This is a genomic window from Rossellomorea aquimaris, from assembly GCF_020172085.1.
In the GTDB taxonomy this organism is placed as follows: Bacteria; Bacillota; Bacilli; order Bacillales; family Bacillaceae_B; genus Rossellomorea; species Rossellomorea aquimaris_E.
Window position 1 is genome coordinate 950,127 of sequence record NZ_JAIVAT010000003.1, and the last position, 15,479, is coordinate 965,605.

Here is a 15,479-nt window from a genome sequence, read left to right on the forward strand (position 1 = left end):
GGAAGAAAAGTTCGGGAAAGGTGCTATATTTACGGATGATGAAAAGTCAGGTATTCCTGGCTCGGGTTGTATTCATTCTTTACTTATAGTAAACTTTTAATGATATTTATGGAAATTTGGAGGGTGAAGAATGCCTACACCAAGTATGGAAGATTATATAGAACAGATTTATATGTTAATTGAGAACAAAGGTTATGCCAGAGTATCGGATATAGCAGAAGCTCTATCTGTCCACCCCTCCTCCGTTACCAAGATGGTGCAGAAGTTAGATAAGGATGATTATCTCATTTATGAGAAATACCGGGGTCTGGTACTGACTCCAAAAGGGAATAAAGTAGGAAAACGATTAGTATACAGGCATGAACTATTGGAGCAATTTCTTCGTGTCATTGGAGTAAAAGAAGAACATATTTATGAAGATGTTGAAGGCATTGAACACCACTTAAGTTGGGATTCCATAGACCGAATTGGAGATCTCGTACAATTTTTCGAAGAAGATGAAACCCGGTTAGAGGGGCTACGGACGATTCAAAACAGAAGTGAGTAGTATACAATGGTTCGTTTCTCTACATAAGACATTGAGAAACATGGATAAAAGGCCTTTCACATGTGAAAGGCCTTTTTGAATGGGAGAGGGATTAAAAAATGGTGGGATAGTCGTTAAAACTTCCGTCCTGAACGGACATACTCGTTAACTCCGTTTCTCCCCATTCATTTTCATGGAGTGTGACTCCTTGAAGCAAGCCCTCAGAAGCTTCCAATACTGCTTTTCGATAGGAAATAATTCTGCCGGAAGACGTTTGGAAACTGATTATATCACCATGATAGTTTCTTTGGACTTTAGAGATTCCTTCCATATGACATCACCCTTCACTTTTAGTCTATAGAAGTAGTATGAACAAATCAGAAGTGAAGCATAAGCTTCATCATTAAAAACCGTATATAGTTTACATAATAATATTATTTTTTCTTTTATGGATATTATGATTCTAAAAAAGAAGGATTTCGCAGGATGGATTGAGAATATAGAACAGAATAGAAAAAATGTTGAGGTGTACATATGAAAAGTTCAGAGTGGCATGTGAGTGCCAAAAACCGATGGGAAGATAATGCTGATTCTTGGCATTCAAAAAGTGTAGATATGTGGACTGATGGAAGCAGAAAGGCTGTTATCCCCTTTTTCCATAACAATACAGGGGATGTTCAAACGGTCGCGGACTTAGGTTGCGGTGATGGTTATGGTTCTTTTCTTCTATATGAAAAAGGGTATGTTGTGACAGGGATGGACTTCTCCACTAACATGGTTGAAATCGCGAGGAAACAGGAAAGGAAAAACTTGTCATTCACCCAAGGAGATTTGCGTTCATTGCCATTCCAGGACGGACAATTCGATAGTGTGATGGCGATCAATTCAGTGGAATGGACGGAAAATCCATTGCATACCCTTAATGAAATTGAGCGAGTCGTATCAGAGGATGGATACATCTGTATCGGCCTTTTAGGCCCTACTGCCCACCCAAGGGAAAATGCTTTTCCCCGTCTTCATGGGGAAGAGGTGATTTGTAATACGATGATGCCTTGGGAATTGGAGAAGCTTGCCGAGTACAAAGGGTGGAGGAAAGTTGCTGAGGATTGGATCTATAAAAAAGGTGTGAATCCTTCTGTAACAGACTCTCTTTCCAATGATTTGAAGCAGGCATTGACGTTTACAACATTGTTTATGTTCCAAAAATAAGGTGAATGATCGATCCAGTATTGGATCGATCATTTTTCTTATTTGTTCACTTCATTTGCCATTTCTGTTTTTATGCGTTTAAACTGCAAGGGATGATGAAACCAGCCTACATAACTTTTCTCGAGAGAATTGTTGTGGGAGTATACCCATGTAGCTTTAAAAGGGAAACTCCTTCCTTTTCGAAAACGCAAATCAATCCACCTAACTTCCAATATGTTTTTCCTTTCTACTACTTTAGGATAAACAAAAGACGTACTTGTAATGAAATTGGAAATATCTTGGTTATGCTTTGAAACCTCAATCCATGAGTTATATGGAGGAGTGGCCTTCTTAAGAATGGTATCCACTTCAAGTTGACCCCACGTATATCTCCCCAAAATGTAATCAGAGTCTAATTCAATGATTACTTGCCAGGAATATAGATCCATGTTAGGGATAATCTTCATTCCTCTGCCGTGAATGAAGTTTGTGGACAATTGATGGTAAATAAAGGATCGAAATGTAAAGCGCAATAGTAGATATACAGAAACGATGAGATAAACAATGAGAAACGATTTTTCTGGGGGATGGCCAGCGAGCACAAGCATAAGTCCCACAGAATGCATAAAGAAAATGAAATAGTCAAACAGTGGAATAAAATCAAGACTGATCCATTTTTTTGTAAAGGGACGTAACGCTTGAGTACCGTGAATATTAAATACATCTGTTAGAACATGGATGGTGACGGCTATCAGATTCCATATGAATAAATGCTGGAGGAACTCAGGGTTTTCAATGAATGGTATAAACCCGGCGGTAATAAGAAAAGCCCACAGAGGCAGCATAACCAATGAGTGGGATAATCCTCTGTGAAACTTATAATACTCACTTTTACCTTTTAATTTAGCAGCATAATCGAAGTCAGGAGCATTCGAAGCCAGAATACATGATAGATAAACAGGGAGTGGCTCCCCGATCAAAGATGGATCTAATGACGCCAATGAACCAATACCAATGCCGAAAAAGATGTGTGTCGATGTTTCCATCTCACATTCTCCCTTCAAATGAATAGCTCTTCTGATGATCATGCCGGAGGATGTTATTTACGATGGAAGTGCAGGCATGTTCTTTATAGACAGAATATACTTTTCTGGACAATGAATCTCTGGTATTTTTATCGTATAAACAACGATCTATATTCTCCAGGAAATCCTTATCGGATGTATAAGTGAGGGCCGCCCCCTTCTGGAAGAAGTAGTTGGCATTTTCATTCTCCTGGCCTGGTGCCGGCTTAAAAATGATGATTGGCAGTTTATAAGACGCCGCTTCTGTTAACGATAGGGCCCCTGACTTTGTGATAAGGCAATCTGTTAACGAGTAAAGTTTTGCTATTTGAGATACATATCCGTAAATGTGGACATTCGGACTTTTTATGGATTTTTTTAAGTGGGAATACAACTGCTCGTTCTTCCCACACACAACGGCAGCTTGAACGTCATGCTTTAGAGACAGGGATGTCAAGATAGGTTCGATATTAGGAATTAAACCTAAACCACCTCCCATAAGGGTGACAGTTTTTCGTTCTGGAGAAAGACCAAAATGTATATAATGATTTTCATTAGTCCGTTGAAAGGCAGACCTGATGGGTAAGCCGCTGACAATGATTCGTTTATTTTCTACCCCATAAAATAGCAAGGTCCTTTTGACGTGTTCACTTGCCACATAATATTTCTCAATCATGGGATGGATCCACAATGGATGTGCGCAGTAATCCGTGATAACCGTATATGTAGGTATGTTAAAGGAAGGGCGAAGGCGTAAATATGGTGCTACATGTAGTGGGAATGTCGTCACAATGAAGGATGGTGAATAGGTTTCAACAAGTTTTAACAGTCTCTTCTTACCTAAATGTTGATAGAAATAACTTAACCCCTTGGAGGAAAGTTTGTCTGTACCATAATAAAATGCTTTGTAAATAGGAGTGCCGAATTTAGAATACCCCTTTTTTAATAAATTTTGAGCTAATGAGTGAATGGCAGGGTATGCTTCACCATATAGGTCACAGATGTATACGCGTAGTCCTTGTTTTCTGAACTTATCAGCAAGGGTTTCAGCGGTCTGGATATGTCCTTCACCAAAATGTGCTGTCAATATGAGAACAGGCTTCTCGTGTCTCAAGTTTATTCCCCCGATCAAAGGCAAAATGGTGATGAGATAAGAGCAAAAGAAATGATTTATGGTGTAAAATAAAGAAACACTATACTATAAGATTACAAATGGATTGTAAATGTTGTTTGTGGTTAAACATGCTTTTTTGTAAAAAATGGCATGCTGCACCCGGGGATGCAGTTACAGCTAATATTAGATATAGAGGGTGAAAGAACGTGACATCGACGAAGAAAAAACTGAAATCGGATATTGAGATTGCTCAACAATCTATTCTAAAGCCCATTCTGCAGATTGCTGATAAAGTAGGGCTTAGAGAAGACGACATAGAGCTTTACGGTAAATATAAAGGGAAAATATCCTTTGAAGCGATACATAAACTAAAGGATCATTCAGAAGGGAAATTAATCCTTGTTACATCGATCAATCCGACATCCGCAGGGGAAGGGAAATCGACAGTGACTGTAGGACTCGGTGATGCTTTAAACCAGTTGAATAAAAACGCGATGATTGCCATGAGGGAACCCTCTCTTGGACCTACGATGGGGATCAAAGGGGGAGCAACAGGTGGAGGTTATTCTCAAGTGCTTCCAATGGAGGACATTAACCTCCATTTCACCGGAGATATTCATGCCATATCCACAGCGAACAATGCATTGGCGGCGTTGGTGGATAATCACATTCACCAGGGAAACGAGTTGAACATTGATCAGAGAAGAGTGGTATGGAAACGTGCAGTCGATATGAACGACCGTGCCCTGAGACAAATTGTAGTCGGGCTTGGAGGGCCAGTTCAAGGAATACCGCGTGAAGACGGATTCGATATTACGGTTGCATCGGAAATCATGGCGGTTTTATGCTTATCTCAAGATATCGGGGAATTGAGAAGAAGACTGTCGCAAATGGTCGTTGCTTATAACACGTTAAAACAACCGGTGACCGTTGAGGACCTGGGAGTGGAAGGTGCGCTGACCTTATTGCTGAAGGATGCATTGAAACCTAATCTCGTACAGACGATCGAACATTCACCAGCCCTTATTCACGGGGGGCCATTTGCGAACATCGCCCACGGTTGTAATAGCGTCATGGCGACGAAAGCAGCTTTGAAGCTTGCAGATTATGTGGTGACAGAATCGGGGTTCGGAGCAGATTTAGGTGCGGAAAAATTCATGAACATTAAATCACGGACAGCAGGTATCGCTCCGGATGCCGTTGTACTGGTTGCCACCATCAGGGCTTTGAAAATGCATGGAGGGCAAACGAAAGATAAGCTTCAAACGGAAGACCTTCAGGCTCTTCAACATGGCCTTTCCAATCTAAAGAAGCACATGGAAACCTTGGAGCAATTCAATGTTCCTATTGTCATTGCCGTCAACCGTTTCGTGTCCGATAGTGACAGGGAAATCGATACTTTGATCAAATGGTGTGAAAAACAGGGTGTAAAGGTTTCACTCACCGATGTGTGGGCCAAAGGTGGCGAGGGCGGAATCGACCTTGCACAAAAAGTACTACTCGAAATTGAAGGAAATACAAAGGATTTTACTCCCCTTTATGAACTGTCTGATTCCCTGGAAGTGAAAATTGATACGATTGCGAAAAAAGTATACGGAGCGAGCGGGGTGGACTACACAGTCAAAGCAAGAAAGCAGCTGGAAGAGTTTGAAGAGCAAGGATGGGGCGTACTTCCCGTCTGTATGGCCAAGACTCAATACTCACTCTCTGATGATCCCGCAAAGCTGGGTCGACCGGAGAATTTCCACATCACAATCCGTGAACTGAAGCCAAAAATCGGAGCTGGATTCATCGTCGCCATGACAGGAGTAGTGATGACGATGCCGGGACTGCCTAAACAACCAGCTGCGTTCGGTATGGATGTGGATGAAAAAGGGCGGGCAATCGGATTGTTTTAACGATTGGTAAGAGAAAGGGGAGGAGATTATGTTTGACCCGACAGCTTTTGATAACTTGAAGGTCGTTTTTGAAGGAGCAGTCTACGATCTTGATTTAACAGGGGAAGTTCAAATTATCGATCGCAAGGACTTGTTTGATTTTGCCCGTTATGAACGTTGTTATCAAATTCATTATTCATTACCAGGTAAGAAATCATTTTTTATAGAGTTTCATTTGAAGGCGGATATGGGACATTTCCTGGCCGAAAGGACCTGATGACAAAAAAGAACACGGCAGGTGCAGACATCAGGATCGTCTACAAAGGGGATGTAAAGGTTCACCTAGGTCGACAGCTCCTGGAAGAAATATGGGGGGAAGATAAACTATGGGAGTGGAAAGAAGTGAACTCTTCAACGACACCCACTTTCTATGAGGGAATCCTAACCTTTAACCGGGTGATAACTGAGGAAATGGTCGATGATGTTCTCCAGATGATTTCATTCTCGGTTGACACGCTGCAGCAGCTTGACCGAAAGGACTTCTAGTGCGAAGAAGAGCTCATATATATAGAAAAAAGGGGATTTTAAGATGAAAATAGCATGGGTAACCGATAGCACGGCATTTGTTCCTGATAAGGGAGATCATGACATCTTTGTGGTACCAATGAGCATCATCTTTGGGGATATTGAATATAAGGACAGCATAGATCTGTCACCTGAAGAATTGTTTGCAAAATTAAGGGACGAGCATGTGGAAGTGAAAACTTCCCAGCCTTCCATCGGCACGTTTAAGGAATTATTTGAACAGTTGGCAGTGGACTATGACTATATCTTCTCTATTCATGTTTCGTCCCATTTCAGCGGTACATATTCTTCTGCCCATCAGGCTGCAGATCTATTAAAAGAAACGGTACCGAATATCATCTGTATTGACTCGAAAATCCTTTCGAATCCATTAACAGAATTGATCCAATATGGTCAACGGTTACTGAGTGAAGGCGCAGGTCCACTCCAGATAAAAGAATCTATTGAAGCAAGGATCCCCACTTGTGAGACATACGTAATGGTGGGCAGCCTCGAACAGCTTCATAAAAGTGGGCGGATGGGCGGTCTCTCTTTCTTCCTGGGAAGTGTCCTCAAAATAAAGCCCATGCTTTCTATAGAAAATGGCAAACTTGATGTGAAAGACAAAGTAAGGAGCATTAAGAAAGGCTTGTCCAGTATGAGTCACCGGTTGGACTGTGCTCTTATAGACAGTAACATTCGGAAAGTATCCGTGCTACATGGATTAAACCGGGAAGAAGCAATGGAGTGGGTAAATGAACTGCAAGCAAAGTATCCAGAAATTGAATTTGGTGCATATCCACTAGGCGCTGTGATCGGCGTACACGCCGGTGAAAATACTATAGGTATAAGCTGGTTTGCTGAAAACGATTGAAATGGATTGAAAAAGGAGTGATGTGAAGAGTCATGCATCCACTCCTTTTTATTCTGGTAAAACATCATATTTGTTACAATGGAAGAGAGGGTGAAATGATGGAACGAAAAGAACTGGACGAGATCATAGAATATTTAAGATACGAGTATATTGGTGAGTCGACTGGACATGATTGGTATCATTTAGATCGTGTGAGGAATCAGGCTCTTAGAATCGCAAGGGGAGAACAGGTTTCGAATACATATATCATTGAACTTGCTGCGTTGCTTCACGATGTACCCGACGAGAAATTCGTTGAAGAAGAGGAAGGCAAAAAAAAGCTGGATCATATTCTGTCAGGTCTCTCCCTTAGTGAAAGCGAGAACGCACTTCTGAAATCGATCATTTATACCATCTCATATAAAGGTGGTCATGAAGCGACATTGACCTCCAAAGAAGCCGAAATCGTAAGAGACGCTGATCGTCTGGATGCCATAGGTGCCATCGGTATCGCCAGAACGTTTGCTTATGGAGGCAAGAAAGGCAGATCAATGTATAATCCGGATTTTCATGTCAGATCGAACATGAGCTTAGAGGAATACAGAAATGGGGATAGCTCGAGCATCCATCATTTTCACGAAAAATTATTGAAGTTGAAAGACTTGATGTGCACAGAAACCGGAAAGGCATTGGCTGAGGAACGGCATGAATTTATGCTGCGATTTTTAGAGCAATTTAATAGAGAATGGACTGGTAAAGAATGAGAATGTTTACAGCTGAGAATCTTTCTAAAACCTATGGAGAGAAAACTCTGTTTAAAGATATATCCTTTTCGATTACTGAAAAGGAAAGAGTCGGATTGATTGGAGTAAACGGTACGGGTAAATCAAGTCTGTTGAAACTGATCGCCGGCATGGAAGAATATGATACGGGGGAGCTTACAAAGCCGAACGACTATCATATAGCATACCTTCAACAGGAACCTGTATTCGATGGGGAATTAACAGTGCTTCAACAAGTTTTCCGTGGTGAGGCCAAGATCATCCAGGCAATGAGGAACTATGAAATGGCCCTGTTGGACATGGAAAAGAATCCTGAAAGCACCCGGGTACAAGACAATTTATTCGAAGCACAGAAGCAAATGGATATCCTGAATGCATGGGATGCAAGCGCAAATGCAAAAGCTATTTTGACCAAACTCGGCATTCACGATTTCGGGAATAAAATGAATGAATTATCCGGAGGGCAAAAAAAGAGGGTGGCACTGGCAGGTGTCCTGATTGAAACTCCTGATTTATTAATACTGGACGAGCCGACCAACCATTTAGATTATCAGTCCATCAAGTGGCTTGAGGACTATTTGGGCAAATATAACGGGTCCGTATTACTGGTGACACATGATCGCTATTTCCTGGATAAAGTCACGAATCGAATATTTGAATTGGATGGGGGAAGGTTGTATTCCTATAAAGGGAATTATGCTTCCTTTATCGAGGCGAAAGCCTCACGTGAGGAAGTAGAGCGCCAATTATCCGAAAAGCAGCAAAATCTCTATCGAAGAGAACTAGCTTGGATGAGAAGAGGTGCTAAAGCGAGAACGACAAAACAAAAGGCCCGTATCCAACGATTTGAACATTTGGAGGATACGATGTCATCAGGGCCATCTACTGGTCAGGTTGAAATGGCGATCGGTGGAAACCGATTGGGTAAACAGGTTTTTGAGTTTAAAAATGCATCAAAACGGTTTGAAGACAAGCAGATATTAGACGGGTTCTCTTTTCTGATAAAGCCTAAAGACCGTATCGGGATTGTTGGGAAGAACGGAAGCGGTAAATCAACATTCCTAAATCTCCTTGCAGGGACAGATGATCTTACCAATGGTGAATTGACCAAAGGGCAAACTGTTAAAATAGCCTACTATACCCAAGGTCACGAAGAACTTGATGAAAACATGCGCATGATTGAATATATAAGAGAAGCTGGAGAGTTCATCACCACGGATAAAGGGGAACAAGTCTCTGTAACATCTATGCTAGAAAGGTTCCTTTTCCCCATGAGCACGCATGGGACATTGATTCGAAAGCTTTCAGGTGGGGAAAAGAGAAGGCTCTTCCTATTGAAGCTATTAATGTCAAAGCCTAACGTGCTGTTGCTCGATGAGCCTACGAACGATTTAGATACAGAAACCCTCACAGTACTGGAAGATTACATCAATGAATTTTCCGGTGTGGTGATAACCGTTTCTCATGATCGATATTTTTTAGATAAAACAGCAGAGCAGTTGCTGGTGTTTAATGGGGAAGCAGAGATCGATTTATATTTCGGAGAATATACGGAGTATCTGGAAAAGAATGAATTGAAAAGTAAGAAGCAGGAGACAGGAACGAAGGCAGAGGCCATACCTGTGAAAGAAGAGAAGGAAAAAGAGAAAAAACGATTATCTTATATGGAGAAAAGAGAGTGGGATGAAATCGAAGATAAGATGGCCGATATTGAGAGTAAAATAGAAGAAACGGATGCAGAATTACAAAAAGTCGGCAGCAACTTCGAACGTGCACAGCAACTGATGAACGAGAGTGAAAAGCTCAATGAAGAATTAGAGAAGCTCATTGAAAGGTGGACGTACCTCTCTGAATTTGCCGAATAGGCCTCTTCATTTAAGGCATCACTTATACTGTGTTAGAATGATCAGTATATGAATTGTTTATTGAAAGGGGTAAAAAGCTTGAGGATATTATCAATTGAACCGACTCCAAGTCCCAATACGATGAAAGTTCTGCTTGATCAGGAACTGAAAGCCGGGAAGAGTAATAATTATAAAAAAGGCGAAGCTGAGGGAGCACCTCCCGTCATTAAAGACATTCTGTCCATCGACGGAATAAAGGGAGTCTACCATGTTGCGGATTTCTTAGCCGTTGAACGAAACGCTAAATTCGATTGGCAGGAGCTCCTGCCAAAGGTAAGGGAAGCATTCGGTGAAGATGCTAGAAAGCAGGAAAGTGAATCTCCCATGGAAGAACATTTCGGTGAAGTGAATGTCAGCGTTCAAATGTTCAAAGGTATCCCGATGCAAGTCAAAGTAACCGACGGGGAACAAGAGAAGCGTTTTTCACTTCCAGCACCATTCCTTGAAGCGATTGGCCAGGCTCAAAAAGATGGGGATAATGTTGTCCTTCTCAGAAAATGGAAAGATTATGGCATTAGGTACGGTGACTTAGATGAGATTGGTCTCAATGTGACGGAAGAACTTATTGCAGCATATCCACCTGATAGGCTGACAGCACTTATCGAAGATGCCAAGGAAACAACAGATGCAAAGGGACCACTGATCTACAAGAAAAAGCAAAAGGTCAGCGTCTCGGACTTTGAGGCACCTGATTGGCAAACCAGATACCAGAAGCTTGATTCCATGGAGGATCCGACTTTGGAGGATTTACCTCTCTTAGGGAAAGCACTCGAGGATGAGAAGGTATCCATCCGTCGGTTGGCGGTTGTGTACTTGGGAATGATAGAAGATGAAAAAGTCCTTCCATTATTGTATAAAGGACTGCACGATAAGTCGGTAACTGTGAGAAGAACGGCTGGAGATTGTCTATCTGATTTAGGATTTGAGGATGCCATTCCGGAAATGATTCTTGCCTTAAAAGATAAGAGTAAACTGGTTAGATGGCGTGCGGCTATGTATCTCTATGAAGTCGGGGATGAGTCTGCACTGCCTGCTTTAAAACAGGCGGAAAATGATCCTGAATTCGAAGTGAAGCTTCAGGTTAAAATGGCGATTGAACGAATTGAAGGTGGCGAAGAAGCAAAAGGCTCTGTTTGGAAACAAATGACCGAAGCTCGCAACCAATAAAATAGAGAGGAATGATGAACCATGTCTATGGCATATGAAGAATATATGAGACAGTTGGTTACACCGATGAGGCAGGAATTGACACAAGCAGGCTTTAAGGAATTGAGGACTGAAGAAGAAGTCACGAATTTTATGGAAAAAGCAGAAGGGACGACGCTGGTTGTCGTTAACTCTGTTTGCGGATGTGCAGCTGGACTTGCAAGACCTGCTGCTACTCAATCCGTCATAACTAATGAAAAAACACCTGACAATCTTATAACGGTGTTTGCGGGTCAGGACAAAGAAGCGACTGCCAAGATGAGGGAATATTTCACAGGGTATGAGCCATCTTCACCATCCATGGCCGTACTAAAAGGAAACAAAGTCGTTCACTTCATTCCAAGAGAGGAAATCGAAGATCACGACGTTTCTTCCATCATTTCAAACCTGGTGACTGCATTTAATGAGAATTGCTAGGTGAAACATTCGAAAAGGGAGCGGGTGAGAGAGTCATCCGCTCTTTTTTTGTGGTAGGATAGTCAAATGAGAGAAAAACGCATGATCAAAGGAGAGTCATAAGTGTTTGTCACGACCTGTGGTAGAGCAAATCAGAACGTAATAGAAAAAGCGCAAATGGCAGCCGATATCCTCTCTATCCCCTATATCCCGAGGAAAAAAAGGTCGATCCGCTACCATATGAAAAACGTTGATCAGGACTGCCTGGTCATTGGAAAAGAACGATTGGAACTTCATACGAGGAATGAAGAAAGTGAGCCATTCTTCTTTCACCCAAACTCAGCCTCTTTTCGAATCAAAAGGATCTTACGGGGAGAGAAAGACCCCCTTATTGAAGCAGCCGATCTGAATGAAGGCATGACTTTCCTCGACTGTACCCTTGGACTGGCTTCAGATAGTATCATTGCCAGTCATGTGGTTGGTGAAGAGGGAAACGTAACCGGTATTGAAGCCAATAAATACATTGCCCACATTCTCCTTCATGGACTTCAGGAGTGGGATTCCCCACTTCCAGAATTAAATAGGGCCATGAGACGAATAACCGTCATCAATGGACCATTTCATGAAGAATTAAAGAAGTTCGGGAATGACGCTTTCGACGTCGTATACATTGATCCGATGTTTGAGGAGGCTTTGACCGACTCCCATGGTATCAATCCTATCAGACAATGGGCAAGTTATACAGGTGTTACAAAAGAAGGGATTGAAGAGGCGAAGAGAGTAGCCAAAAAGCGTGTGGTTTTAAAAGAACACTTTCAGTCAACTCTTTTCGAAGAGCTGGGTTTCGAAGTATTGAGAAGACCATCCGCCAAGTTTCACTTTGGGGTGATCCGGTTATAACGGACCAAATAAAATAGACAGGCATCACTCGCCTGTCTACACTCATAAGTATTAATCAGTAAACCCTAGTACAATAAAATAACCTAACAGAAGTATGTATCCGATATTGATCATAATTCCAGTATCCATTTAGTTATCCTCCTTACAAAGTATCCTCATTAATATACTACCACATAAAGATTTTTATATCCTACAAAAAAATGAAACCTTTTTCACTTTTTATTCGTAAGAAGTAGTATAATAATAGACGTAATACATAGGAAAGGACGTTATCTATGTCAATCTGGCTCAAAAAGTCGTTTTTTATACTACTATCCATCCTGACATTTGGACTTGTATCTCCATCACAAGCCTTCCTGAATGAAGGGAATCATGCACTTGCGAAAAATAATGGCAAGCCTTCATCTGTGGAATCTACTACGGAAGAAGCAAGAGAAGAAGAGCCGGTCATTTCGCATGATGTGTTTATAGAAACGATGCTGGTACAAGCCGAGAAAAATGCTTATGAAAAGTTTGGGACAAAGATCAAACCGGTCATTGAAGATGAGTTCAGATCCTTGATCCTCCCAAAAATCGAAGTAGCGATAGCGGATACAGCGGCACAATTTCCAGAAGAAGATTTAACGTCTCTTACCATATCTGAAGTACCTCAATATGCCAAGACCGAGAAGATCTTTCACATCTATGACGAGCGCTCTGGTGAAGATGTCATTCGATTTCATGTAAGGAAAGATCATCCGCCAAAGGATGGCTATTATTTCAATTTTCATTACCATACGGTACATGATCAATTCCAGACGCACCATGAACTCGGAAGCATATATTGGGATAAAAATACACCACCTCAATGGATGAGCGTATCCTAACCTAACATATAGTCAAAGGGAGCAAGTACGTGATCGAGCGTACTTGTTTTTTTTGTGACCGTTTTCGTATTGGAAATATTCTTTCCTAAAATCGCATCTATCATTATGGTAAAATAGTAATGGATATGAGAGAAATGTATTCAAAATAGGAAAGGATGGCTATAGTGAAACGAACCTTTATCATCCTGCTGATTCCGTTCACTCTTCTGATTCTCTGGACCCATACGAATGCCGATTATAACGGTACCCTTCTAAAACACTCTCCCCTAAAAACACGAATGAATCTTCAATCCAGCAAACCATTGGATAACATGATCCTTTTACCAGAATCCAGCTTTGATCAAGAAGAGGCGATCCGGATGATTAAAAGGCTGGACCATATTCCGACTCCGTTGTTGGAGTCTGCCGAGTCGAAAGATATTAAAATAAGGCTGTTTCAAAATAAATTAACCGATTTTTCTACGACAAGTCACTTGAAAGGAGTCACTCCAAGAGGGTACACTAATAAAAGCATTACGTGGGATGATGTCCCCGGAATAGGAGGTTCCAAGCTTGTGTTGGTTAAGATTGGTCATAGTGAGAAAGGAAAGGGGCACAACTCCTATAATTTGGAACTTCATGAGACGGCCCACAGCATCGATCGCTATGTCTTAACGGACCTTTATTACGAGTTGGAATTCATGCCACTTTGGAAAAGGGAAGCACCCCGGTTATTTCCGGATGAACCCTACTTCCTTCAATACGAAGAAGAATATTTTGCTGAAACATTTGCTATGTACTATTTAAATTCTGAAACTAGGAATCTATTAAAGGAAAAGGCACCCGCAACATATCGATTCTTTAAAGAACTATAAACTAAAAAAGGTGTGGTCAATGTGAAGCAGTATTTAGATTTATGCAAACATGTACTGGAAAATGGGACGAAAAAGGAGGACCGGACAGGGACCGGTACAATCAGTACGTTTGGTTATCAGATGCGTTTTGATCTGCAGGAAGGATTTCCTCTTGTTACAACGAAAAAGCTGCATGTCAAGTCTATCATCCATGAACTACTATGGTTTTTAAAAGGAGATACGAACGTAGCCTATCTTCAGGAAAACGGGGTCCGCATATGGAATGAATGGGCAGATGAAAATGGGGAACTTGGCCCTGTATACGGTCATCAATGGAGATCCTGGTCTGCTTCTAATGGCGAAACCATCGACCAGATTACAAACCTCATCGAAACAATCAAACATAATCCTGACTCAAGACGAATGATCGTCAGTGCATGGAATGTCTCCGATGTAGATCATATGGCTTTGCCGCCTTGTCACTGCCTGTTCCAATTCTATGTTTCTGATGGGAAACTATCCTGCCAGTTGTATCAACGCTCTGCCGATGTTTTTCTGGGCGTTCCATTTAATATTGCTTCATATGCTTTATTAACGATGATGGTGGCTCAGGCTTGTGATTTGGAAGCAGGGGAGTTCGTCCATACATTCGGTGACGTGCATATCTATCAAAATCACCTTGAACAAGTAAAGTTACAACTTTCAAGGGAGCCAAAACCATTGCCAAAACTAACGATAAATCCTGAAGTGAAAGATATCTTCGGTTTCAGCTTTGAAGATTTCACACTAGAAGGCTATGATCCACATCCACATATTAAAGGAGTCGTGAGCGTATGATTTCATTTATATGGGCAATGGATCAGAACCAGCTGATCGGGAAAGACAATGGACTTCCATGGAGACTGCCGGAAGATTTGAAGTTTTTTAAAAAGACGACGAATGGGCATGGAATTGTAATGGGGAGAAAGACCTTTGATTCTATTGGGAAACCGCTGCCGAATCGTGAAAATGTCATTTTGACCAGAAATGAGAATTTCAAACCGGAAGGCTGCCTGGTTCTGCATTCTGTAGAAGAAGTGGTGAAATGGTCAGAAGAAAGGGGCGGCGAAATCTTTATCATGGGTGGGAGAGAAATATACAAGCAGTTCATCCCTCATGTAGAGAAACTATACGTCACTGAAATCCATCATGAGTTTGAAGGGGATACGACCATGCCTTCCATCCCTTGGGAAGATTTCATCTGCACGTCTTCTGATAAGGGGATAAAGGACGAAAAGAATCCATATGATTATGAATTCAAAGTATACCAAAGAAAATAGAGTAATCATCAGGTGAAGCTCAACTTATAGTCAGCTTCACCTATTTTTTATTCTCCCATCAGTTGGGTTCCTGTATAATAAGATAAG

At 41.5% G+C, this 15,479-nt stretch carries 18 protein-coding genes; 15 read left to right on the plus strand and 3 right to left on the minus strand.

Translation table 11 applies throughout. The features are described 5' to 3' along the window. The first annotated feature begins 130 nt into the window (after positions 1 to 130). Positions 131 to 547 carry a transcriptional regulator MntR gene (mntR, locus tag LCL96_RS05640; RefSeq protein WP_224940447.1) on the plus strand — a complete coding sequence of 139 codons (417 nt, stop codon included), beginning with the start codon at positions 131 to 133 and terminating at the stop codon, positions 545 to 547. A gap of 91 nt (positions 548 to 638) precedes the next feature. On the opposite strand, the gene LCL96_RS05645 is transcribed toward mntR, so the two are convergent. Then, positions 639 to 857, minus strand: a complete 219-nt coding sequence (locus LCL96_RS05645) for a DUF3892 domain-containing protein (RefSeq protein ID WP_224940448.1) — start codon at positions 855 to 857, stop codon at positions 639 to 641. 203 nt (positions 858 to 1,060) lie between these two features. On the opposite strand from LCL96_RS05645, the gene LCL96_RS05650 reads away from it, so the two are divergent. Next, the gene (locus LCL96_RS05650) at positions 1,061 to 1,735 is read left to right on the plus strand and encodes a class I SAM-dependent methyltransferase (protein WP_224940449.1); all 675 of its coding nucleotides are present in this window, start codon (positions 1,061 to 1,063) and stop codon (positions 1,733 to 1,735) included. Between the two features lie 38 nt (positions 1,736 to 1,773). Here LCL96_RS05650 and LCL96_RS05655 read toward each other — a convergent pair whose 3' ends face one another. Beyond that, positions 1,774 to 2,760 carry a metal-dependent hydrolase gene (locus LCL96_RS05655; protein WP_224940450.1) on the minus strand — a complete coding sequence of 329 codons (987 nt, stop codon included), beginning with the start codon at positions 2,758 to 2,760 and terminating at the stop codon, positions 1,774 to 1,776. A gap of 1 nt (position 2,761) precedes the next feature. Beyond that, on the minus strand, positions 2,762 to 3,892 hold the full coding sequence (locus LCL96_RS05660) for an MGDG synthase family glycosyltransferase (RefSeq protein WP_224940451.1): 1,131 nt from the start codon (positions 3,890 to 3,892) through the stop codon (positions 2,762 to 2,764). A gap of 206 nt (positions 3,893 to 4,098) precedes the next feature. On the opposite strand from LCL96_RS05660, the gene LCL96_RS05665 reads away from it, so the two are divergent. The 13 genes from LCL96_RS05665 (at position 4,099) to LCL96_RS05725 (ending at position 15,392) form a co-directional block, all read left to right on the plus strand. Continuing rightward, positions 4,099 to 5,790, plus strand: a complete 1,692-nt coding sequence (locus LCL96_RS05665; protein ID WP_224940452.1) for a formate--tetrahydrofolate ligase — start codon at positions 4,099 to 4,101, stop codon at positions 5,788 to 5,790. Between the two features lie 28 nt (positions 5,791 to 5,818). Next, positions 5,819 to 6,046, plus strand: coding sequence for a hypothetical protein (locus tag LCL96_RS05670; protein ID WP_224940453.1), 228 nt, complete (start codon positions 5,819 to 5,821; stop codon positions 6,044 to 6,046). Continuing rightward, positions 6,046 to 6,315, plus strand: a complete 270-nt coding sequence (locus tag LCL96_RS05675) for a hypothetical protein (protein WP_224940454.1) — start codon at positions 6,046 to 6,048, stop codon at positions 6,313 to 6,315. Before LCL96_RS05670 ends, LCL96_RS05675 begins: the two co-directional genes overlap by 1 nt. A 43-nt stretch (positions 6,316 to 6,358) precedes the next feature. Further along, positions 6,359 to 7,207, plus strand: coding sequence for a DegV family protein (locus LCL96_RS05680; RefSeq protein WP_224940455.1), 849 nt, complete (start codon positions 6,359 to 6,361; stop codon positions 7,205 to 7,207). Positions 7,208 to 7,302: 95 nt separating this feature from the next. Further along, complete coding sequence (locus tag LCL96_RS05685) at positions 7,303 to 7,950, plus strand: HD domain-containing protein (RefSeq protein WP_318246400.1); 648 nt, start codon at positions 7,303 to 7,305, stop codon at positions 7,948 to 7,950. Continuing rightward, positions 7,947 to 9,833, plus strand: coding sequence for an ABC-F family ATP-binding cassette domain-containing protein (locus LCL96_RS05690; RefSeq protein ID WP_224940456.1), 1,887 nt, complete (start codon positions 7,947 to 7,949; stop codon positions 9,831 to 9,833). The genes LCL96_RS05685 and LCL96_RS05690 overlap by 4 nt, the downstream gene beginning before the upstream one ends. 78 nt (positions 9,834 to 9,911) lie before the next feature. Next, positions 9,912 to 11,039, plus strand: a complete 1,128-nt coding sequence (locus tag LCL96_RS05695; protein ID WP_224940457.1) for a conserved virulence factor C family protein — start codon at positions 9,912 to 9,914, stop codon at positions 11,037 to 11,039. 21 nt (positions 11,040 to 11,060) lie between these two features. Further along, positions 11,061 to 11,495, plus strand: coding sequence for a BrxA/BrxB family bacilliredoxin (locus tag LCL96_RS05700; RefSeq protein WP_224940458.1), 435 nt, complete (start codon positions 11,061 to 11,063; stop codon positions 11,493 to 11,495). Between the two features lie 102 nt (positions 11,496 to 11,597). Next, positions 11,598 to 12,374, plus strand: a complete 777-nt coding sequence (locus LCL96_RS05705) for a class I SAM-dependent methyltransferase (RefSeq protein ID WP_224940459.1) — start codon at positions 11,598 to 11,600, stop codon at positions 12,372 to 12,374. Positions 12,375 to 12,649: 275 nt separating this feature from the next. After that, on the plus strand, positions 12,650 to 13,240 hold the full coding sequence (locus LCL96_RS05710; RefSeq protein ID WP_224940460.1) for a YpjP family protein: 591 nt from the start codon (positions 12,650 to 12,652) through the stop codon (positions 13,238 to 13,240). A 164-nt stretch (positions 13,241 to 13,404) separates the two neighbouring features. Next, on the plus strand, positions 13,405 to 14,094 hold the full coding sequence (locus tag LCL96_RS05715; RefSeq protein WP_412103526.1) for an anthrax toxin lethal factor-related metalloendopeptidase: 690 nt from the start codon (positions 13,405 to 13,407) through the stop codon (positions 14,092 to 14,094). A 21-nt stretch (positions 14,095 to 14,115) separates the two neighbouring features. Then, positions 14,116 to 14,910 carry a thymidylate synthase gene (locus tag LCL96_RS05720; RefSeq protein WP_224940462.1) on the plus strand — a complete coding sequence of 265 codons (795 nt, stop codon included), beginning with the start codon at positions 14,116 to 14,118 and terminating at the stop codon, positions 14,908 to 14,910. Beyond that, positions 14,907 to 15,392, plus strand: coding sequence for a dihydrofolate reductase (locus LCL96_RS05725; RefSeq protein WP_224940463.1), 486 nt, complete (start codon positions 14,907 to 14,909; stop codon positions 15,390 to 15,392). Before LCL96_RS05720 ends, LCL96_RS05725 begins: the two co-directional genes overlap by 4 nt. The last annotated feature ends 87 nt before the right edge of the window (positions 15,393 to 15,479 follow it).